This is a genomic window from Marinitoga sp. 1197, assembly GCF_001021165.1.
GTDB lineage: Bacteria > Thermotogota > Thermotogae > Petrotogales > Petrotogaceae > Marinitoga.
The window spans coordinates 1-18,746 of sequence record NZ_AZAY01000016.1; the positions used below are offsets into that span (position 1 = coordinate 1).

Sequence of the window (18,746 nt, forward strand, 5' to 3'; positions counted from 1 at the left end):
TGTCTACTTTTTTGCTTAATTCCATTAATGGTTTTGATATTTTTCTGGCAAATATTATTGATATTATTATCGATATTATTAATATTATTATTGAGGTTATTATCAACACTATTTTTATCTTTTCTGATGCTAAAAATGCTTCTTTTGTCGATACTTCTGATATAAATGCCCATTTTATTTCTTTGTATTTAAATGGCGCATATGCCACTATTACTTTTTCACCTTTGTAATTTCTCCCTATTTCCCATCCTGTTTCTCCTGATAATGCCTTTTCTACATAATCTGTTTCTACTTTTTGTTTTAATATCGTTTCTTCTCCTGGTAGATTGTTTTTCATTATTTTATCTTCACTTACTATATATGTCTTTCCTGTTTCTCCCATTCCACTTTTGTCAAGAAATATATTTTCAAATGTTTCATCTAAAATTCTGACTATTAAATACCCTACATTTTCACCATCATATAATACTCTTTTTCCGGCAAAAAAACCGTGTTCTTCTTCACCAATATTATATGATTCTATATCCGAAAAATGAACATTATCATCATTAGACTGTTTTAGAATATTATATAACCTTCCTAAAACAGTATCTTTATATTTACCATTTTCTATATTTGTTCCAAAATCTTCGTTTTTTTTCACAGAATACAATATATAACCATCAGGCGTTATATAATAAATATCATAATATATTTCTTTTATATTTATTAATTTTCTTAATAATGGGTTTATCTGCTCATGTATGGAATTATATTGATATATTTCATCCAATATATCTGGTGATATTTTATTTTGATCAAAATTATCATCATAGAAAAAATTATCTAATTTTTCTCTATTTTTATATGGGTTTTTTTCATAATATACTATCTGTAAGTCTTTTAAATATTTATCAAATCCACCTAAACTTTTTGAAAAATCTTCTTCACCATAAAAACCATTTAAATTTTCTATTATAACTGGCATTTCTGTGAAATAAACTAAATCGTTTTTTACCTCAGATAATGTTTTTTCTAAAAATACTTTTTTTGAATCTCTTGCAACTATGAGCTTATCAACAAAACTTTGTTGAAGTGAATTTTGTGAATTGGTAAGACTTATATAAAAGAATATCGAAAAGGATATGAAAAGCAAAGAAAACACCAGTATGAGAATTTTAGAATTTATTTTCATATTTTTCCCTCCCTGAAATAATAATTAATTTATAAACTCTAAAATATTAGAAATATATTTATCTTTATATCGTGGTTCATTAAAAATCTCATGCTTGGCATATTTATGTTTTTGTATGACCAATGTTTTGAATTTTTTTGCTAATTCATTACAACTATCAACTTTAATTATTTTATCGGATTCTCCATATTGTAATAATACGGGTATATCAACATTTTCCGCTTCTTCTAAAGCTTTTTCGGCTTCTGAAAAAAGTTGTTTTGCAGTTTTAAAGGCTATTTTATTATGAACAAGAGGATCATCTAAATACTCTTTAATTGCCTTTTCATCATGACATAAATCTTTTGGGTCTATACCATTGTTTATTGATATTTTTCCCATCCATCCTATTGTTGATAATAAAATTTTATGAAATGCTGTATATAATTTTCCAACTGCTGGAGAAGATAATATCAATTTTTCCGGTTTTTTATTAGAATATTCTGTATATCTTAATGCAATTAGGCCGCCCATACTATGACCAAATAATATAAATTTTTCTGGTGTTATTTCTTCTATAAATTTGTATATTTTATAAAAACTTTTTATATAACCTTTTGGTCCTTCACTTACTCCATGCCCTGGAAGATCAAAAGTAATCACCTGATAGTCTATATCAAGAAGTATATCTATTAAAAATTTGTATCTTCCAGAATGCTCGCCTAACCCGTGAATAATTACAAATGTTTTTTTCGAATTTTCAGTACTTTTATATCTTTTCAAAAACATTTTATCACCTTAATTTTTTTTATTTTTTCTTAATTTAGTCTGTCTAAAAAGTCTCAAATGAAACGAAGACTCGAAGATTGCCCTTAAAATTATGAATGTAAGCCGTCAAAAAAACAGGATGTTTTTTTGAGTGAAGCTTTTTTATGGATAAAAAATCTGAACGACGGCTGAGAATGAATAATTTTAAGGATTAGCAATCGAGCTGTCTGAGTGAATTTGACTTTTTGGACAGTCTTTTTTAATTTATATTTTTTAATTCATAAATTTTTGTTTTTCTATTTCTTTAAATAATTTTTTATTATTGTCATATTTTCTCATTAATCTGAAAATCTCCATTATTGCTTCTTCTTTTGACAAATCATGTAACCAATTTCTTAAAATCCATGAATATCTAAGTTCTTCTTTTGTAAATAATAATTCTTCTTTTCTTGTTCCAGAAAGTTTTATATCTATTGATGGGAATATTCTTTTATTTGCTAATTCTCTTGATAATACCAATTCCATATTTCCCGTTCCTTTAAATTCTTCAAATATTACTTCATCCATCTTTGAACCAGTTTCAACAAGCGCTGTCGCCAATATAGTTAAACTTCCTCCCTCTCTAATTCGTCTTGCGGCACCAAAAAATTTTTTCGGAAATGTTAATGCAGAAGGATCTACACCTCCACTTAATAATTTACCACTTGGCGGAACATAAAGGTTATATGCTCTTGCAAGCCTTGTCAATGAATCCATTAATATAATAACATCATGACCAAATTCAACCAATCTTTTTGCCATATTTAAAGTCATTTCAGCAACTTTTATCTGATTTTTTGGGTCCATATCAAAAGGCGCTGCTATTACTTCCGCATCAACTGTTTCTCTTATATCTGTAACCTCTTCAGGTCTTTCATCTATTAATAATACTATTCTTTTGGTCTCTGGATTATTTTTTGCTATAGAATTTGCCATGTCTTTTAATAATGTTGTTTTACCAGCTTTTGGTGGTGCAACTATAAGACCTCTTTGCCCTTTACCAATAGGTGAAAATATGTCTATAATTCTTGAACTAACTGGGGAAGATTCAGATTCCAGTTGAAGCCTTTCATTTGGATAGACTGGTGTAAGATTTTCAAAAGAAATTCTATCTCTTGCATGCTCAGGTGCCTGATAATTTACAGCTTCAACACGCAATAATGCAAAAAATTTTTCTCCTTCTTTGGGAGGACGTACCTGCCCTGCAACTGTATCACCTGTTGCTAAATTAAACCTTCTGATTTGTGATTGAGATACATATACATCATCATTTCCGTTTAATAAAGAATTGTGTGTATTCCTTAAAAAACCATATCCATCTGGTAATATTTCAAGAACTCCTTCATGAAAAAAATATCCAAATGATTCAGTTTGTTTGCTGAGTATTTTAAATTTTAATTCATGATCAGTCAATACAGAGTAATTTTCTATTCCATATTTTCGTGCAAGATTATATAATTGTCTTCTGGACATTTGATTTAATTTTCCCATATCTATTTCTACAGGAATTATTTCATCTTTTTTTACATCTTTATTATTTTCATTCACGATTTCACCTCATTGAATTTATTTGTAATTGAATCTATTATATTCATTGATTATTTTTTCGTAATTTTACTTCATATGTGTTATCAATAATAAGTCCAATTGATATTAGCAGAATGTTAGAAGTTTATGAAGAATTATTTTTGTGGATGCTTTTTATTGTATATTATACCACATTTTTTATTATATAAAAAACTATCAACAACTGTATAAAAAAGTTTTATTTACAATCTAAATAATAAAATGCCCCATTGGGGCATTTTATTATTTTTCTTCTTCGTTTTCCTTTTTCTCTATATTTTCAACTAATTGTAATAAAGATAATTCTGCAGCATCTCCTCTTCTAAACCCTATTTTTAATATTCTTGTATATCCACTGTTTCTATTTTCAAATACTGGTGCAATTTCATCTACTACTTTATTCGTAAATTTTCTATCATTAAAATATCTATTTATCTGTCTTCTTAAAGCAATACTTCTATCTTTATTGTCTGTTGTTTTTGCTTCTTTAGCCTTTGTCAAGATTTTTTCAACTAATGGCCTTACTGCTTTAGCTTTTGCTGTTGTTGTTATTATGCTCCCATGCTCAAACACTTCTCTTGCTAAATTTTTTAATAATGCCTTCCTATGTGAAGCATATCTGCTTAATTTGTTTGTTTTTACTCTATGTCTCATAGTAATCAGGCTCCTCCCTTCTGGATCTCATCATAATCCAATTGGAATTTTTCTTTTAATTCCTTTCGGATCTCATCTAAGGATTTCTTTCCAAAGTTTTTGATTTTCATTAATTCATCAGGATCCTTTTTTAGAATATCTCTAACTGTATGTATTTTTTCTCTTTTTAAACAATTTTTTGCTCTTTTGCTTAAATCTAATTCATCAATTTTTGTCTCTAATATTTCAATATTAATAGTTTTAAATTCATCTTCTACTTCTTGAGTTGCAGATTCATCTACAATATTTTCACCTATTTCAATAATAGGTTGTTCTTCTTCTTTTTCTTCTATAATCTCTTTCCATGATGCATATATAATGTTAAAATGTTCAATTAGTATCTTGGTTGCTTTTACTAAAGCATCTTTGGGATCCACTGATTTTTTCGTCCATACTTCCAGGATTAATTTGTCATAATCAGTTCTTTTACCAACACGAACATTCTCTGTTAAATAATTTACTCTAATAACAGGGCTGTAAACTCCATCTATATATATATATTCTATATCTTTTGATAAATCCATTTCTGCCGTTGAAACAAATCCTTTCCCAATAGTTGCATATAATTCCATTTCGAATTTTCTATTTGTATTCATAGTTGCAATTTTAAATTCCGGATTTGCTATTTCAATTCCAGCAGGGGTTATTATATCTCCAGCTTTTATTTCAGCTGGACCCATTTTGTCTATTCTTAAAATTATTGGTTCTTTTAAATTAGTTATATTATCAAAATCTGTTACTTTTAGTTCCACTTTCTTTAAATTAACTGTGATTTCTAAAATATCCTCTTGAACGCCTTCTATTACATCAAATTCATGTAATTTTCCTGGAATTCTGATGCTGGTAATTGCCAATCCAGGAATTGAGGATAACAATACTCTTCTCAATGCGTTACCTATTGTAACTGCATATCCTCTTTCTAAAGGCGACAAGACAAACCTGCCATATTTGTATTCTAATTCTTCTGATTCTTCTAAAGTTTCTAATATCATTTTCTCCGGTTTGATAAATTCCATTCATTACCCCCAATTTAGCTTTTCTAAATTGGAGTGCACCCCCTTTCTTTTTGTTAGGCGCGTTTTTGCGATAATCAATGTAATTATTATTTTGAATAAAGCTCGATGATAGCCTGTAAGTCTACTGGTACTTCCATCTCATCTAATGTTGGTAATCTTAAAAATGTACCTTTGAATGCATTATAATCTACTTCTATCCAATCTAATTTTTTGTTTGCTTTTTGAGTTAATTCGATTCCCTGTTTAATAGGTAATATTGATCTACTCTTTTCTTTCACTTCAATAACATCTCCTGGTTTTACTCTATATGATGGAATATCCACTTTTTTACCGTTCACAAGGAAATGTCCATGTCTTACTAATTGTCTTGCTGTTCTTCTGTTTACTGCATACCCCATTTGATATACAACATTGTCCAATCTTGTTTCAAGAATTCTCATTAAGTTTTCTCCTGTATTTCCTTCTTTTCTTGAAGCTTCATCAAAGTATCTTCTAAACTGTCTTTCTAATACACCATAAATTCTTTTTAATGCTTGTTTTGATCTTAATTGTAATCCATATTGTGTTGGTTTTTTTGTTTGTTTTCCGTGTTGCCCTGGTGCATATGGTCTTCTTGCAAGAGCACATTTGTCTGTATAACATCTTTCACCTTTTAAATATAATTTAAATCCTTCTCTTCTACAAAGTTTACAAAGAGATCCTATATATCTTGCCATTACATTCCCTCCTCTTAGGCCTTACATTCCTTTTCTTTTCTTTGGTCTACAACCATTATGAGGTATTGGAGTTTTATCTTTAATATTTTCAATTACCAACCCTGCAGCTTGCATTGTTCTTATTGCTGATTCTCTTCCAGCACCTGGTCCTTTTACATATACATCTAATCTCTTTACTCCATATTTCAAAGCTTCTTTTGCAACTTTGTCTGCTGCTAACTGTGAAGCATATGGAGTTCCTTTTTTTGTTCCTGAAAAACCAGCTGTTCCTCCACTTGCCCAATATAATGTATTTCCTGCTGGATCTGTTAATGTTATTATCGTATTGTTAAAAGTTGATTGGATATGTACAACTGCTTTTTCAAGAGATATTTTCTTTTTCTTTTGAGTTGTTCTCCTAGCCATAAATAAACCTCCTTATTACTTTTTCTTGCCGATTTTTGAAGGTCTTGGACCCTTTCTTGTTCTTGCGTTTGAATGTGTTTTTTGTCCTCTAACAGGTAATCCATTTTTATGCCTGTAACCTCTGTATGAACCGATTTCAATTAATCTCGCTATACTTTTTTGAATTTCCTGTCTTAATTCTCCTTCAACGAGGTAATGTTCGTTAATATAATGTGTTATTTTACTAATTTCATCATCTGTTAATTCTTTTGCCCTTTTGTCAGGATCTATCCCTGTTGATTCTAATATTTCCATTGCTCTATGTTTGCCTATTCCATATATATATGTAAGAGCAATGAACAACTTCTTGTTGTTTGGTACTTCAACACCCAAAATACGTGGCATTCAAATTTCCCTCCTTTAAAATTTATCCCTGTCTTTGGTTATGCTTAGGATTTTTGGAACAAACTACCCATACTCTGCCTTTTCTTCTTATAACTCTACAATGTTCACATCTTTTCTTTACTGAGGCTCTTACTTTCATTTGCTCATTCCTCCTCACTACTTGGATTTCTCTTAATTCTCTCTCTTCTTATTATTCTTCCTCTATTTAAATCATAGATAGATACTTCTACTATCACTCTATCTCCTGGTACTAATCTTATAAAATTTTTCCTCATTTTACCGGAAATATGAGCGAGAATCATATGACCATTATCCAATTTTACTCTAAATGTAGCATTTGGTAACGATTCTACAATATGACCTTCCATTACAATAACATCATCTTTTTTTGCCACGATAATCACCTCTCGGGCTAATCTAATATGGTTAATATCTCTGGACCATTTTTGGTGATAACCAGAGTATTTTCATAGTGAGCTGCATACGATCTATCTGCTGTAATAGCAGTCCAACCATCTTCCAACACTTCAACCTTATGTGTTCCTATAGATACCATTGGTTCTATTGCAAAAGTCATTCTTTCTCTAATTAGAGGACCTTTTCCTTTTGACCCATAATTTGGAATTTGCGGATCTTCATGTAATTTTCTTCCAACTCCATGCCCAACATAATCTTTAATTATTGAAAATCCAAATGACTCAACATATGTTTGAATAGCATTGCCGATATCTCCTATTTTGTTTCCTGGAATAGCCTGTTCTATACCTATCCAGAATGATTTTTCCGTTACTTCGACTAATTTTTTTATTTCTTCAGAAACTTCACCTATAATGAATGTCCTTGCGGCGTCCGCTATATATCCGTCTAATGTTAACCCCATATCTATTGATACTATATCCCCATTTTTGAATATTTTTTCCTTTAGTGGAAATCCATGCACAATTTCTTCGTTTACCGATATACATGTAGCATACGGAAATCCACCATAACCTTTGAATGTAGGAATAAAACCTTTCGCTTTCATATAACTATTAACAAATTTTTCTACTTCATATGCATTCGAACCTTCTACTACTAAATCCTTTATTTTCTCAAAGAGGATAGCGAGCTGTCTTCCAGCTCGCTTCATTTTATCAACTTCGGATTGCGTCTTAACTAAAATCATATTATCCCTTCCAATATATTAAACACTTCTTTTGTAACTATTTCAACCGTTCCACTACCGTCTAATGTAAAGAATTGGTTATACTTTCTATAAAATTCTATTACGGGGTATGTTTTTTCCATATATACTTTGTATCTATCCCTTACTACTTCTTCTTTATCATCATCTCTTTGAATCAATTCTTCACCACATATATCACATTTATTTTCTATTTTTGGTTTTAATGTTATTACATTATATATTTTTCCACATTTTGGACATATTCTTCGTGAGGTTATTCTTTTTACAACTGTTTTCTCATCAACTTCAAGGTATATTATTCCCGTTATAGGATTTTTTATATCCTTTAATAAAGTTTCTAATGCTTCAGCTTGTGGTAAAGTTCTTGGAAATCCATCTAATATAAAGCCTTTTTCAACATCATTTTGATTTAATCTGTTTTTTATTACTTCCAACATTATTTCGTCTGATACAAGTTGTCCACTATCTAATACTGATTTTATTTTTTTTCCTAATTCACTTCCTGAAGCTACAGCTTCTCTTAACATATCACCTGTAGAAATATGAGGTATATTATATTTTTTAGAAACTTCTTTAGCTATAGTTCCTTTTCCTGCTCCAGGAGGACCAAAAAACAATAAGTTAAGCTTTTTCATTATTATCTCCTCCCACGGAGTTTGCCTTTTTTCATAAAACCTTCATATTGCCTTGTTATCATATGAGCTTCAATTTGTTGCATTATATCTAATGAAACACCTACTGCAATAAGTGCTGAAGTTCCACCTATCCATATATTAACCCCAGATGCACTTCTAATAATGTAAGGTAATAAAGAAATCACCACAAGGAATACTGCTCCAATAAATGTTACTCTCATCATTGTTTTGGTTATATAATCTGATGTTGGTTTTCCAGGTCTTATACCTGGTATAAAACCGCCATATTTCTTTATATTTTCTGATATATCATTTGGATCAATAACAACTGAATTATAAAAATATGCAAAGAAGAATATAAGTAATGCATATATTATTAAATAAATTGGTGTGCCATAACCAAACCATCTACTTACCCATTGAGCTCCTGTTGCGGTTGCAAGCATTGAGGGTAATGTCATAATCGCTGATGCGAAAATTATTGGTAATACACCACCACCGTTTACTTTTATTGGAATGTATGTAGAAGCTCCTCCATATATTTTATTTCCAACAACTCTTTTTGCATATTGAACATTTATTCTTCTTTCTGATGTTTGTAAATAAACTGTTCCCACAACTACTGCAATTGCTACTATAATTAATATTATCCATTCAAAAATGCTTAATCTTCCAACTAAACCACTTGCTACATATTGCGGAAATCTTGATACTATACCTGCAAAAATCAATACTGATATTCCATTACCTATACCTTTTTCTGTTATCATTTCACCTAACCATAATAAGAACATGGTTCCTGCAACTATTGATGTTGTTGATATCAATATAAATAATAAATAATTCAAATTAGGAGCTCTATATCCAGCTACTCCTAATGACAAGAAAAATCCTTGAAGCAATGCAAGACCTAACGTAACCTGTCTCGTCAATCTTCCAAATTTTTTTCTACCCTCTTCCCCTTCTTTTAACATTTCTTTCAAACTTGGAATTACTGATGCTAATAATTGTAAAATAATTGATGCGTTAATATAAGGTGTTACACTTAAAACAAAAATTGAAAACTGTTTTAAAGATCCTCCTGTAAATACATCAAAAAAACTAATTAATCCTTGTGAAGCTCCTCCTAATCCTGCTATAAAACCTTCCCATCTTACTAAATCTATACCTGGAATAGGTATATATATTCCTATTCTAAAAGCTATTAAAGCTATTAATGTAAATATAATACGATCCCGGAGTTCCGGGATCTTCCACATATTTTTAAATGCTTCTTTCATTACTGAATCACCTCGACACTTCCGCCGGCTGATTCTATTTTCTCCTGTGCTTTTTTACTAAAAGCATGAGCTTTTACTTTTAATGGTTTTGTCAATTCACCATTTCCTAATACTTTTACACCATCTTTTATTTTTTTAAGTATTCTTTTTTCTAAAAGTTTTTCTGGAGTTATTTCTTCGTTTGCTTCGAATTTACTTTCTAATACAGAAATATTTATTTCTGCATAATTCTTTTTAAATGGTGCATTTGTAAATCCATATTTTGGAATTCTTCTAAATAAAGGTGTTTGACCACCTTCAAAACTTGGTCTAACCTTTCCTTTACCTCTGGATTTTTGACCTTTATGTCCTTTTCCACCTGTTTTTCCTAACCCAGAACTCCAACCTCTTCCTGTTCTTTTAGCTACTTTTCTTGATCCTTCGGCGGGTTTTAAGTCTGATATTTTAAGAGACATATTTGCTACCCCCTCATTCTTCAATTTCTTCAACTTTTATAAGATGTTGTACCTTTGTTATCATACCTCTTATTTCTGGTCTATCTTCTTTTATTACTTCTTGATTAGGTTTTCTTAACCCCAAGGCATCTAAGGTGGCGAGTTGTCTATAATTTTTTCCCGCTCTTCCTCTTACAAGTTTTATTTTTAATTTAGCCATTTCTTATCCCTCCTTATGGGCACCTTGAAATACCTTTTTAACACTCAAGTCTCTAAGTTCTGCATATTCTTTTGGAGATTTTAATTCTTTTAATCCGTTCAATGTTGCTTTCGATAAATTTATAGCAGTTGTTGAACCCAATGCTTTCGAAAGAATATTATGTACTCCTGCTAATTCTACAACAGCACGAACTGCTGCTGAAGCAATAATACCTGTACCTGGTCCGGCAGGCTTTAATAATACCTTTGAAGCATCCTGTTTTCCTAATACTTCATGAGGTATAGTACCATTTTTTACTGGAACTTCTATCATATTTTTCTTTGCATTTTGAATTGCTTTCCTTATTGCTTGAGGAACTTCTCTTGCATTTCCACTTCCAACTCCAACTTTTCCATTCCTATTTCCTACAACAGCAACAACTCTAAAAGATATATTTTTTCCTCCTGTTGTAACCTTTGTAACCCTTCTAATTTCTATTATTCTTTCTTCAAATTCTTCAGCAGCTGCTGAAGCCATTAAATTCTTATCTAAGGTCATTTTCTGTTTACACCTCCTTAAAAGTCAAGACCTGCTTCACGTGCAGCCTCAGCTAATGCTTTTATTTTCCCATGATATTTGAAGCCGCCTCTATCAAATGATACTTTGGATATTCCTTTTTCTAAAGCTCTCTTAGCAATTAATTTTCCAACTTCTTTAGCAGCTTCAATATTCCATGTTTTTTCTAAGTTTAGTCCTTTATCTACAGTAGAAGCAGCTGCTAATGTATGTCCTTTTGTATCATCTATAATTTGAACATATAAATGTTTATTGCTTTTGAAAACTGCCATTCTTGGCCTTTCAGGAGTTCCAAAAACTTTTCTTCTAACCCTTAAATGTCTTTTTCTTCTTAACTTTTTCTTTTGAATGGGTTTAATCATCTGGTCAGCCTCCCTTAAACTTTCTTACCTTGTTTTCTGATAATTACCTCACCAACGTATTTTATACCTTTTCCTGAATATACATTTGGTTTTCTGAATCTCTTAATTTTTGCTGCTACTTCACCAACTAAGTATTTATTAATACCTTTTACGATAACTTTGTTTGGTGCTGGTACTTCTATTGTTATTCCTTCAGGTGGAAGGTATTCAATTGGATGAGAATAGCCCAATTGTAAAACTAATTTAGAACCCTGCATTGCAGCTCTATAACCTATACCAACTATTTCTAATTCTTTTTTAAATCCTTCAGTTACACCTTTAATCATATTTTTTACTAATGATGCATATGTTCCCTGAAACATATTAATTCTTTTTGCATCACTTTTTCTTTTCATTGATTCCTCATTGCCTTCAACTTTTATTTTATTATCTTCAATTACAAATTTAACATATGGCAAATATTCCTGAGTTAATTCGCCCTTTGGACCTTTAACTTTTATTATATTATCGTTAATTGTCACTTCTACTCCATTTGGTATATCTATTGGATTTTTTGATATACGTGACATTTATTCAGCACCTCCTACCAAACGTAACAAATTAATTCTCCACCGACTCCAAGTTCTCTTGCTTCTTTGTCGGTAAGAACACCTTTTGATGTTGAAATTATTGAGATACCCATTCCACCTTTTACTACAGGTATTTTATCTTTTGATACGTAAACTCTTCTACCTGGTTTTGAAACTCTTATAATACTATGAATTACTTTTTGTTTATTTTTTCTGTCGCCTTTATATTTTAACTGTATTTTTAATATTCCCTGTTTTCCATCTTCAATAAATTTATAATCTAATATATAACCTTCTCTTTTTAATATTTCCGCTATATTCCTTTTTAAATTTGATGCTGGAATTTCTACACTTTCTTTCATAACAAGATTCGCATTTCTTATTCTTGTAAGCATATCTGCTACGGGATCACTCCACATTAAGATTCCCTCCTTACCAACTTGCCTTTTTAACGCCTGGTAATTTTCCTTCCAGGGCTAATCTTCTAAAACATACTCTACATAATCCAAATTCTCTATATACAGCTCTTGGTCTTCCACATATTATACATCTGGAATATTCTCTTGTTTTATATTTCTTTGGTTTTTTCCATCTTGCAACCATTGATTTTTTTGCCATTATTTACCTCCTCCTTAATCTCTCTTGAAAGGGAAGCCCATTAATTGAAGGAGTTTTCTTGCTTCCTCATCAGTCTTTGCAGTTGTAACAATGGTAATATCCATACCCTGAACTCTTTTAACCTGATCTGGTTTTAATTCAGGAAATACTAATTGTTCCGTTAAACCAAATGTGTAATTTCCTCTTCCATCAAAACTATTTGGATTCATTCCTCTAAAATCCCTTAATTTAGGAAAAATTATGTTGATCAATTTGAATAAGAAATTATACATTTTTACACTTCTCAGTGTAACTTTTGCACCTATTGGCATTCCTTCTCTTAATTTAAAATTTGCAACACTTTTCTTTGCTCTTGTAACTACAGCCTTTTGCCCTGTAATTAAAGATAATTCTTGAGCATGCTTTTCAACAACATCAGCGTTTCTTGCGCCCTCACCTATTCCCATATTAACAACAATTTTAACTATTTTTGGAACTTCATGAACGTTTTTATAGCCAAATTCTTTCATGAGGGCTGGAACTACTTCCTTTTCATATTGTTCTTTTAATGGAATGTATTCATATCTCATAATCTATTCCTCCCTCATTAAACCTTATCTATAATTTCATTGCATTTTCTACAAATTCTTACCTTTTTACCTTCTTCTAAGAATCTGTATCCAACTCTTGTTGGTTTACCACAACTAGGACATATAATCATTACTTTACTTATATGTATTGGAGATGGTTGTTCTATAATTCCACCTTCTCTTAATTGCTGGGTAGGTCTTTGATGCTTTTTTACTATATTTACATTTTCAACTACAACTTTATTTAATTTTGGTATTACTCTTAAAATTTTCCCTTCTTTACCTTTATCTTTTCCGGAGATTACTTTTACTAAATCACCCTTTTTTATTTTCATACTCTCACCTCACCATACTTCTTGTGCAAGAGATGCTATTTTTGTATAACCTGCTTCTCTTACTTCCCTAGCAATTGGTCCGAACACACGAGTACCTACAGGCATATTGTTTTTATCTATTAAAACTGCTGCATTTTCATCAAATCTTATATGTGAACCATCTTTTCTTTTTATTTCTTTTTTGGTTCTAACAACTACAGCTTTTACTACCTGACCCTTTTTTATGTCTGTGTGCGGTATTGCTTCTCTTACTGAACATACTACAACATCTCCAACTGTACCAACCGATTTATGAAAACCGCCTAAAACTCTTATAACTCTTAATACCTTTGCTCCTGAATTATCTGCAGCTCTTAAATAACTTTCGGCTTGAATCATTATGCGTCACCCCCAACTTCTTCCACTGCTTCGGGTGTTTCATTATTTTTTTCCGCAAAAATATTCTTTTCAACTATTCTGACGACTTTCCATGTTTTTGTTTTTGAATATGGCTTTGTTTCTTCTATTTCAACAATATCACCTATTTCACATTCATTATTTTCATCATGAGCATGAAATTTCTTTGATTTTTTAACAAACTTTTTATATATTGGATGTTTTATTTTTCTTTCTACTTTTACAGTAATGGTTTTATCCATTTTATCACTTACAACTTCGCCTATTAACGTTTTTTTAGGCATTACTCATTACCTCCTTATACCCAATTCCCTTTGTCTGAGAATTGTTTTTATTCTTGCTATGTCTCTTCTCACCATTTTTATGGAAGCAGTATTTTTTATTTGTCCTAATTCGTGTTGAAATCTCATTTCGAATAATTTTTTCTTGGATTCTTCTAATTTTACTCTTAATTCATCATCTGTTAAATTTATTAATTCAGCTACTTGTTTTTTCATTTTGCTTCCCCCCTTATATGGTACCTGGGTACTATTTTTGTCTTTATAGGTAATTTAGTTGCTGCATATTCTAAAGCTTCTTTTGCTAATTCTTCAGAAGTTCCGGCAATTTCAAATAAAACTTTTCCTGGTTTTACTACTGCTGTCCAACCTTCAACGTCTCCTTTACCTTTACCCATTCTTGTTCCGATCCCTTTTGAAGTAATTGGTTTATCAGGGAATATTTTAATCCATATTTTTCCATTTCTTTTTAATGTTCTAACCATTGCTAATCTACAAGCTTCAATTTGTTGTGAAGTTATTAAAGCAGGTTCCAAAGCTTTCAAGCCCCATTCGCCAAAGTCTACCAATGTTCCTCCTTTGGCATTACCTTTCATCTTTCCTCTTTGTATTTTTCTATATTTATATCTTTTTGGCATTAACATTTACATCACGCCCTCCTTTAGTTCATAACTGAGTATCGCCTTTATATACCCAAACCTTTATTCCGATTGTTCCAGACAATGTTTGTGCTTCAGCAGTTCCGTAATCAATATCAGATCTTAATGTTTGTAAAGGTAATCTTCCTTCCATATACCATTCAGTTCTTGCGATTTCTGCTCCATTTAATCTTCCTGAGACCATAATTTTAATTCCTTTTGCACCTCTTTTTAAAGCTGCTGATATTGCTCTTTTCATGGCTCTTTTATATGAAGCTCTTTTCAATATTTGTGCCGAAATATTTTCTGCTATTAATAATGCATTTACTTGAGGATTTCTAATTTCATCAATATTTATTCTAACATTTCTATCATTAACCATTTTTTCAATTTCTTTTTTTAACGCTTGAATCTCTACACCTTTCCTTCCAATAATTATTCCAACTCTTACTGCTTTTATTGTTATGTTTATTTGTGTTGAAGATGGTCTTTCAATTAATATATCTCCTACACCAGCTTCGTAATATTTTCTTTTTATGTAATCTCTAATTTTTAAATCTTCTTTTAAAAATTCTGCATAATTATCTTCACTAAACCAATTAGCCTTCCATGGTTTTGAAATTCCTAACCTAAATCCATATGGATGTACTTTTTGACCCACGGACATTCCACCTCACTTCTGAGATTTTAACTCTTTTTCTTTTTCCCTATCTCTAACAACAACAGTAATATGTGCTAACCTTTTTTGTAATATGTCAGCTCTTCCTCTTCCTCTCGGCCATAATCTTTTCATTCTTGGCCCATCATTTACATATACTTCTGCAACGTATAAATCATCTGCATTTAAACCAAAATTATTTTCAGCGTTTGCTATTGCTGATACTAATACTTTATATGTTAACCTTGCAGCTTTTTTAGGACTGAACATTAATACTTGTAATGCTTCATCTACATTTTTGCCCCTAATAGCATTTACAACTGATCTTGCTTTTTTTGGGGAAATTCTTAAGTATTTTGCAGTAGCTTTTGCTTCGATTTTTGGCTGTGCTGCTTCAGCTTCTTTTCTTATTCTATGAAAAACAGATCTTTTCAATTTTTTACCATCTTGAATTCTTGATACAGCCATGGTTATGTCCCTCCTCATTTCACCTTGCCTTTTTTAGCCTTTTTGTCAGCATGACCACCAAATCTCCTTGTTGGTGCAAATTCTCCTAATCTATGTCCAATCATATGCTCTGTTATATAAACAGGTATATGTTTCATGCCATTATGTACTGCAATTGTATGCCCTATCATTTCGGGTAAAATCATAGATGCTCTACTCCATGTTTTTATTACTTTCTTTTCACCTTTTTCATTTAATTCCCTAATCTTTTTCAACAGACTTGGGTGTACATAAGGTCCTTTCTTTAACGATCTACTCACTCACAGCACCCCCTAGGTTACTTTTTTCTTCTTCTTACTATAAATTTATCTGATTTTCTCTTTCCACGTCTTGTTTTATATCCTTTTGCAGGTGTTCCCCAAGGACTCCTTGGTATATGACCTTTACTTGCACCTTCACCACCACCCATTGGGTGATCAACTGGGTTCATAGCCATACCTCTAACATGTGGTTTCTTACCAAGCCATCTTGTTCTACCTGCTTTACCAAATACTTCGTTAATATGATCTTCATTTCCAACCATACCAATTGTAGCCATACATTTTATATGAACTTTTCTCAATTCGCTTGAAGGCATTCTTAATAATGCATATTTACCTTCTTTTGCCATCAATTGTGCATATGTTCCTGCCGATCTTGCTATTTTTGCACCTTTTCCAGGTTCGAATTCTATATTATGAATAATTGTACCTACAGGTATATTTTCTAATGGCAATGCATTACCAGGCTTTATTTCTGCATTTGGTCCTGATAATATTTCTTCTCCAACTTTTATGCCTTTTGGAGCAAGAATATATCTCTTTTCACCATCTGCATATACTAATAATGCTATTCTTGCACTTCTATTAGGATCATATTCTATAGATACAACCTTTGCTGGAACACCAAATTTTTCTCTTTTAAAATCTATTAATCTGTATCTTCTTTTATGTCCACCACCTCTATGTCTCATAGTAACTCTACCATATGAGTTTCTACCACCTGTTTTCTTGAGAGGTTTAATTAAGGATTTTTCCGGGGTGGATTTTGTAATTTCTGAGAAATCTGTGATTATCATAAATCTCCTTGAAGGAGTTGTTGGCTTAAATTTTTTGAGACCCATTCTAACTCACCTCTCCTTATAAATTACCTTGAAGCTCTTTTATAACATAACCTTCAGCTAATTTAACAATTGCTTTTTTCCATGATCGTGTTTTACCTTCAAATCTTCCCAATCTTTTTGGTTTTGGTTTCACATTCATCACGTGAACTTTCTCTACTTTAACATTAAATATATCCTCAACAGCTTTCTTGATTTCTGGTTTTGTTGCATCTTTTGCAACTTCAAAAGTATATTTATTTTCACTCATCAACATATATGTTTTTTCTGTGAGGATCGGCCTGATTATTATATCATAATTAAATTGTTTTCTATCCATTAGCCGAGCACCTCCTCGATCTTTGTTACTGTATCCTTTGTAAGGATTACTTTTTCATTGTTTATTATATCAAATACATTCAAACCATCAACATTTGTTTTATTTCCATTTTTACCCTGATTTGGATTATCAACGATTATAACTTTTACTCCAGGAATATTTCTTGCAGATAATTTTACATTTATATATTCATCTTTTTTCCATGGCAATACTATTAATGTTTTAGTATTTTCAAATCCAAAGTTCTTTAATACTTCTTTCATATCCTTTGTTTTTGGTTTTTCAAATGTCAATTCATCCACTACTATTAAATTATTTTCTTTTACTCTAACACTTAATGCAGATCTTAAAGCCAATTTTTTCATTTTTTTAGTTAATTTTTTTGACCAATCTCTTGGTTTTGGCCCAAATGTAACTCCACCATGTCGCCACAATGGTGATCTGGTAGAACCTGCTCTTGCTCTTCCAGTATGTTTTTGTGCCCACGGTTTTCTTCCGCCGCCTCTTACTTCAGCTCTTGTCTTTGTTGAAGCTGTTCCTCTTCTTTTATTTGCTAACTGCATATCGACATATCTGTATAAAAGATCCATATTCGGTTCAATTGAAAAAATAGAATCTTTTACTTCTATTGTTCCAATTTTTTCACCTTTAATTGAATAAAGGTCTAATTGAGCCATTTTTATTTACCTCCTCATTCTTCATTTTCGGGGCTTACTTTTTTATTGCTTTTCTTATTATTAATAATCCACCCCTCGCACCTGGAACTCCACCTTTAACAGCTATTAAGTTATTTTCTTTATCTATTTTTATAACTTCCGAGTTTAATACTGTAACTTTTTCATTTCCATATTGTCCGAACATTTTTTTACCTTTAAATACTTTTGCTGGTTCTGTATGATTACCCGTTGAACCCAATGCTCTATGGAATTTTGAACCATGTGTTTTTCTTCCACCACCAAAATTCCATCTTTTCATAACACCTGTATAACCTCTACCTTTTGACCAACCAGTTACGTCTATTTTTTCCCCTTCTTCAAATATTGTCACATCAATAACCTGACCAATTTCATAATTATCAACATTTTCAACTTTGAATTCCTTTAAGAATCTCATAGGTTTTACGCCAGCTTTTTTGAAAATCCCAAGTTTTGGCTTGTTTACTTTATACTCTTTAACTTCTTCAAATCCAACCTGAATAGCTGTGTATCCATCTTTTTCTTCTGTTTTTTTCTGTACTACTACACATGGCCCAGCCTTTATAACTGTGACCGGGATGGCTTTACCATCTTTATACACTCTTGTCATTCCTACTTTTCTTCCTAATATACCTTTCATGCTAATTCACCTC

At 31.2% G+C, this 18,746-nt stretch carries 33 protein-coding genes; all 33 read right to left on the minus strand.

Annotated elements, in window-relative coordinates; all coding sequences use genetic code 11:
* Positions 1–1,174, minus strand: a 1,174-nt coding sequence (locus X275_RS04795; protein WP_047267791.1) for a cache domain-containing protein, incomplete at its 3' end; no start/stop codon positions are given.
* A gap of 24 nt (positions 1,175–1,198) precedes the next feature.
* Positions 1,199–1,942 (minus strand): alpha/beta fold hydrolase, encoded by a 744-nt coding sequence (locus X275_RS04800; RefSeq protein ID WP_047267792.1) that lies wholly within the window; start codon positions 1,940–1,942, stop codon positions 1,199–1,201.
* A 252-nt stretch (positions 1,943–2,194) separates the two neighbouring features.
* Positions 2,195–3,451, minus strand: coding sequence for a transcription termination factor Rho (gene rho, locus X275_RS04805; protein ID WP_047267897.1), 1,257 nt, complete (start codon positions 3,449–3,451; stop codon positions 2,195–2,197).
* A gap of 318 nt (positions 3,452–3,769) precedes the next feature.
* Complete coding sequence (gene rplQ / locus X275_RS04810) at positions 3,770–4,180, minus strand: 50S ribosomal protein L17 (RefSeq protein WP_047267793.1); 411 nt, start codon at positions 4,178–4,180, stop codon at positions 3,770–3,772.
* A gap of 5 nt (positions 4,181–4,185) precedes the next feature.
* Positions 4,186–5,235 carry a DNA-directed RNA polymerase subunit alpha gene (locus tag X275_RS04815; RefSeq protein ID WP_047267794.1) on the minus strand — a complete coding sequence of 350 codons (1,050 nt, stop codon included), beginning with the start codon at positions 5,233–5,235 and terminating at the stop codon, positions 4,186–4,188.
* Between the two features lie 86 nt (positions 5,236–5,321).
* On the minus strand, positions 5,322–5,951 hold the full coding sequence (gene rpsD, locus X275_RS04820; RefSeq protein WP_047267795.1) for a 30S ribosomal protein S4: 630 nt from the start codon (positions 5,949–5,951) through the stop codon (positions 5,322–5,324).
* Positions 5,952–5,972: 21 nt separating this feature from the next.
* Positions 5,973–6,356 carry a 30S ribosomal protein S11 gene (gene rpsK / locus X275_RS04825; RefSeq protein WP_047265662.1) on the minus strand — a complete coding sequence of 128 codons (384 nt, stop codon included), beginning with the start codon at positions 6,354–6,356 and terminating at the stop codon, positions 5,973–5,975.
* Between the two features lie 15 nt (positions 6,357–6,371).
* A complete protein-coding gene (gene rpsM, locus X275_RS04830; protein ID WP_047267796.1) occupies positions 6,372–6,740 on the minus strand; it encodes a 30S ribosomal protein S13 in 369 nt (122 codons plus the stop codon).
* A 22-nt stretch (positions 6,741–6,762) separates the two neighbouring features.
* Entirely contained in the window at positions 6,763–6,879 is a 117-nt protein-coding gene (gene rpmJ, locus X275_RS04835; RefSeq protein WP_047265664.1) for a 50S ribosomal protein L36, read from the minus strand.
* A gap of 4 nt (positions 6,880–6,883) precedes the next feature.
* On the minus strand, positions 6,884–7,135 hold the full coding sequence (gene infA, locus X275_RS04840) for a translation initiation factor IF-1 (RefSeq protein WP_084825113.1): 252 nt from the start codon (positions 7,133–7,135) through the stop codon (positions 6,884–6,886).
* A 17-nt stretch (positions 7,136–7,152) separates the two neighbouring features.
* Complete coding sequence (map, locus tag X275_RS04845; RefSeq protein ID WP_047267797.1) at positions 7,153–7,905, minus strand: type I methionyl aminopeptidase; 753 nt, start codon at positions 7,903–7,905, stop codon at positions 7,153–7,155.
* On the minus strand, positions 7,902–8,561 hold the full coding sequence (locus X275_RS04850) for an adenylate kinase (RefSeq protein WP_047267798.1): 660 nt from the start codon (positions 8,559–8,561) through the stop codon (positions 7,902–7,904). Before X275_RS04850 ends, map begins: the two co-directional genes overlap by 4 nt.
* A 2-nt stretch (positions 8,562–8,563) precedes the next feature.
* On the minus strand, positions 8,564–9,841 hold the full coding sequence (gene secY / locus X275_RS04855; RefSeq protein ID WP_047267799.1) for a preprotein translocase subunit SecY: 1,278 nt from the start codon (positions 9,839–9,841) through the stop codon (positions 8,564–8,566).
* Positions 9,841–10,296: a 50S ribosomal protein L15 gene (gene rplO, locus X275_RS04860; RefSeq protein WP_047267800.1), complete on the minus strand. Its 456-nt coding sequence runs from the start codon at positions 10,294–10,296 to the stop codon at positions 9,841–9,843. The genes secY and rplO overlap by 1 nt, the downstream gene beginning before the upstream one ends.
* A 13-nt stretch (positions 10,297–10,309) precedes the next feature.
* Positions 10,310–10,495, minus strand: a complete 186-nt coding sequence (rpmD, locus tag X275_RS04865) for a 50S ribosomal protein L30 (RefSeq protein WP_047265669.1) — start codon at positions 10,493–10,495, stop codon at positions 10,310–10,312.
* A gap of 3 nt (positions 10,496–10,498) precedes the next feature.
* The gene (gene rpsE, locus X275_RS04870) at positions 10,499–11,032 is read right to left on the minus strand and encodes a 30S ribosomal protein S5 (protein ID WP_052913647.1); all 534 of its coding nucleotides are present in this window, start codon (positions 11,030–11,032) and stop codon (positions 10,499–10,501) included.
* 17 nt (positions 11,033–11,049) lie between these two features.
* Complete coding sequence (gene rplR / locus X275_RS04875) at positions 11,050–11,412, minus strand: 50S ribosomal protein L18 (RefSeq protein ID WP_047267801.1); 363 nt, start codon at positions 11,410–11,412, stop codon at positions 11,050–11,052.
* 14 nt (positions 11,413–11,426) lie between these two features.
* Positions 11,427–11,981, minus strand: a complete 555-nt coding sequence (gene rplF / locus X275_RS04880) for a 50S ribosomal protein L6 (protein ID WP_047267802.1) — start codon at positions 11,979–11,981, stop codon at positions 11,427–11,429.
* Between the two features lie 14 nt (positions 11,982–11,995).
* Positions 11,996–12,400, minus strand: coding sequence for a 30S ribosomal protein S8 (gene rpsH / locus X275_RS04885; RefSeq protein WP_047265672.1), 405 nt, complete (start codon positions 12,398–12,400; stop codon positions 11,996–11,998).
* Between the two features lie 13 nt (positions 12,401–12,413).
* The gene (locus X275_RS04890; protein ID WP_047265673.1) at positions 12,414–12,599 is read right to left on the minus strand and encodes a type Z 30S ribosomal protein S14; all 186 of its coding nucleotides are present in this window, start codon (positions 12,597–12,599) and stop codon (positions 12,414–12,416) included.
* A 14-nt stretch (positions 12,600–12,613) separates the two neighbouring features.
* A complete protein-coding gene (gene rplE / locus X275_RS04895) occupies positions 12,614–13,168 on the minus strand; it encodes a 50S ribosomal protein L5 (RefSeq protein ID WP_047267803.1) in 555 nt (184 codons plus the stop codon).
* Between the two features lie 17 nt (positions 13,169–13,185).
* Entirely contained in the window at positions 13,186–13,503 is a 318-nt protein-coding gene (rplX, locus tag X275_RS04900; protein WP_047267804.1) for a 50S ribosomal protein L24, read from the minus strand.
* 9 nt (positions 13,504–13,512) lie between these two features.
* On the minus strand, positions 13,513–13,881 hold the full coding sequence (gene rplN / locus X275_RS04905; RefSeq protein ID WP_047265676.1) for a 50S ribosomal protein L14: 369 nt from the start codon (positions 13,879–13,881) through the stop codon (positions 13,513–13,515).
* Complete coding sequence (rpsQ, locus tag X275_RS04910; RefSeq protein ID WP_047265677.1) at positions 13,881–14,183, minus strand: 30S ribosomal protein S17; 303 nt, start codon at positions 14,181–14,183, stop codon at positions 13,881–13,883. The genes rplN and rpsQ overlap by 1 nt, the downstream gene beginning before the upstream one ends.
* A gap of 6 nt (positions 14,184–14,189) precedes the next feature.
* The gene (rpmC, locus tag X275_RS04915; protein ID WP_047265678.1) at positions 14,190–14,396 is read right to left on the minus strand and encodes a 50S ribosomal protein L29; all 207 of its coding nucleotides are present in this window, start codon (positions 14,394–14,396) and stop codon (positions 14,190–14,192) included.
* A complete protein-coding gene (rplP, locus tag X275_RS04920; RefSeq protein WP_047267805.1) occupies positions 14,393–14,821 on the minus strand; it encodes a 50S ribosomal protein L16 in 429 nt (142 codons plus the stop codon). The genes rpmC and rplP overlap by 4 nt, the downstream gene beginning before the upstream one ends.
* A 22-nt stretch (positions 14,822–14,843) precedes the next feature.
* Positions 14,844–15,476 (minus strand): 30S ribosomal protein S3, encoded by a 633-nt coding sequence (gene rpsC / locus X275_RS04925; protein WP_047265680.1) that lies wholly within the window; start codon positions 15,474–15,476, stop codon positions 14,844–14,846.
* Between the two features lie 12 nt (positions 15,477–15,488).
* Positions 15,489–15,941, minus strand: a complete 453-nt coding sequence (rplV, locus tag X275_RS04930) for a 50S ribosomal protein L22 (protein WP_047267806.1) — start codon at positions 15,939–15,941, stop codon at positions 15,489–15,491.
* A 14-nt stretch (positions 15,942–15,955) separates the two neighbouring features.
* Positions 15,956–16,240 carry a 30S ribosomal protein S19 gene (gene rpsS / locus X275_RS04935; protein ID WP_047265682.1) on the minus strand — a complete coding sequence of 95 codons (285 nt, stop codon included), beginning with the start codon at positions 16,238–16,240 and terminating at the stop codon, positions 15,956–15,958.
* 17 nt (positions 16,241–16,257) lie between these two features.
* Positions 16,258–17,082, minus strand: coding sequence for a 50S ribosomal protein L2 (gene rplB / locus X275_RS04940; RefSeq protein WP_047267807.1), 825 nt, complete (start codon positions 17,080–17,082; stop codon positions 16,258–16,260).
* Positions 17,083–17,098: 16 nt separating this feature from the next.
* Positions 17,099–17,398, minus strand: coding sequence for a 50S ribosomal protein L23 (gene rplW / locus X275_RS04945; RefSeq protein ID WP_047265684.1), 300 nt, complete (start codon positions 17,396–17,398; stop codon positions 17,099–17,101).
* Positions 17,398–18,075, minus strand: a complete 678-nt coding sequence (rplD, locus tag X275_RS04950; protein ID WP_047267808.1) for a 50S ribosomal protein L4 — start codon at positions 18,073–18,075, stop codon at positions 17,398–17,400. The genes rplW and rplD overlap by 1 nt, the downstream gene beginning before the upstream one ends.
* A 34-nt stretch (positions 18,076–18,109) precedes the next feature.
* Positions 18,110–18,733 (minus strand): 50S ribosomal protein L3, encoded by a 624-nt coding sequence (gene rplC / locus X275_RS04955; protein ID WP_047267809.1) that lies wholly within the window; start codon positions 18,731–18,733, stop codon positions 18,110–18,112.
* Between the last annotated feature and the right edge of the window lie 13 nt (positions 18,734–18,746).

Excerpts from the sequence above, each read along its gene's own strand:
- secY (WP_047267799.1), bottom strand. The coding sequence starts at position 9,841 with ATGAAAGAAGCATTTAAAAATATGTGGAAGATCCCGGAACTCCGGGAT.
- X275_RS04890 (WP_047265673.1), bottom strand. The coding sequence starts at position 12,599 with ATGGCAAAAAAATCAATGGTTGCAAGATGGAAAAAACCAAAGAAATAT.
- rpmD (WP_047265669.1), bottom strand. The coding sequence starts at position 10,495 with ATGGCTAAATTAAAAATAAAACTTGTAAGAGGAAGAGCGGGAAAAAAT.
- rplC (WP_047267809.1), bottom strand. The coding sequence starts at position 18,733 with ATGAAAGGTATATTAGGAAGAAAAGTAGGAATGACAAGAGTGTATAAA.
- rplO (WP_047267800.1), bottom strand. The coding sequence starts at position 10,296 with ATGTCTCTTAAAATATCAGACTTAAAACCCGCCGAAGGATCAAGAAAA.
- rplW (WP_047265684.1), bottom strand. The coding sequence starts at position 17,398 with ATGGATAGAAAACAATTTAATTATGATATAATAATCAGGCCGATCCTC.
- rplV (WP_047267806.1), bottom strand. The coding sequence starts at position 15,941 with ATGGCTGTATCAAGAATTCAAGATGGTAAAAAATTGAAAAGATCTGTT.
- rpmC (WP_047265678.1), bottom strand. The coding sequence starts at position 14,396 with ATGAAAAAACAAGTAGCTGAATTAATAAATTTAACAGATGATGAATTA.
- rplX (WP_047267804.1), bottom strand. The coding sequence starts at position 13,503 with ATGAAAATAAAAAAGGGTGATTTAGTAAAAGTAATCTCCGGAAAAGAT.
- X275_RS04850 (WP_047267798.1), bottom strand. The coding sequence starts at position 8,561 with ATGAAAAAGCTTAACTTATTGTTTTTTGGTCCTCCTGGAGCAGGAAAA.
- rpsD (WP_047267795.1), bottom strand. The coding sequence starts at position 5,951 with ATGGCAAGATATATAGGATCTCTTTGTAAACTTTGTAGAAGAGAAGGA.
- map (WP_047267797.1), bottom strand. The coding sequence starts at position 7,905 with ATGATTTTAGTTAAGACGCAATCCGAAGTTGATAAAATGAAGCGAGCT.
- rplB (WP_047267807.1), bottom strand. The coding sequence starts at position 17,082 with ATGGGTCTCAAAAAATTTAAGCCAACAACTCCTTCAAGGAGATTTATG.
- rpsQ (WP_047265677.1), bottom strand. The coding sequence starts at position 14,183 with ATGCCTAAAAAAACGTTAATAGGCGAAGTTGTAAGTGATAAAATGGAT.
- rplE (WP_047267803.1), bottom strand. The coding sequence starts at position 13,168 with ATGAGATATGAATACATTCCATTAAAAGAACAATATGAAAAGGAAGTA.
- rpsK (WP_047265662.1), bottom strand. The coding sequence starts at position 6,356 with ATGGCTAGGAGAACAACTCAAAAGAAAAAGAAAATATCTCTTGAAAAA.
- rpsE (WP_052913647.1), bottom strand. The coding sequence starts at position 11,032 with ATGACCTTAGATAAGAATTTAATGGCTTCAGCAGCTGCTGAAGAATTT.
- rpsH (WP_047265672.1), bottom strand. The coding sequence starts at position 12,400 with ATGTGGAGTGATCCCGTAGCAGATATGCTTACAAGAATAAGAAATGCG.
- rpmJ (WP_047265664.1), bottom strand. The coding sequence starts at position 6,879 with ATGAAAGTAAGAGCCTCAGTAAAGAAAAGATGTGAACATTGTAGAGTT.
- X275_RS04800 (WP_047267792.1), bottom strand. The coding sequence starts at position 1,942 with ATGTTTTTGAAAAGATATAAAAGTACTGAAAATTCGAAAAAAACATTT.
- rplF (WP_047267802.1), bottom strand. The coding sequence starts at position 11,981 with ATGTCACGTATATCAAAAAATCCAATAGATATACCAAATGGAGTAGAA.
- rplN (WP_047265676.1), bottom strand. The coding sequence starts at position 13,881 with ATGATTCAAGCCGAAAGTTATTTAAGAGCTGCAGATAATTCAGGAGCA.
- rpsM (WP_047267796.1), bottom strand. The coding sequence starts at position 6,740 with ATGCCACGTATTTTGGGTGTTGAAGTACCAAACAACAAGAAGTTGTTC.
- X275_RS04815 (WP_047267794.1), bottom strand. The coding sequence starts at position 5,235 with ATGGAATTTATCAAACCGGAGAAAATGATATTAGAAACTTTAGAAGAA.
- rplQ (WP_047267793.1), bottom strand. The coding sequence starts at position 4,180 with ATGAGACATAGAGTAAAAACAAACAAATTAAGCAGATATGCTTCACAT.
- rplP (WP_047267805.1), bottom strand. The coding sequence starts at position 14,821 with ATGTTAATGCCAAAAAGATATAAATATAGAAAAATACAAAGAGGAAAG.
- rplR (WP_047267801.1), bottom strand. The coding sequence starts at position 11,412 with ATGATTAAACCCATTCAAAAGAAAAAGTTAAGAAGAAAAAGACATTTA.
- rho (WP_047267897.1), bottom strand. The coding sequence starts at position 3,451 with ATGGGAAAATTAAATCAAATGTCCAGAAGACAATTATATAATCTTGCA.
- rplD (WP_047267808.1), bottom strand. The coding sequence starts at position 18,075 with ATGGCTCAATTAGACCTTTATTCAATTAAAGGTGAAAAAATTGGAACA.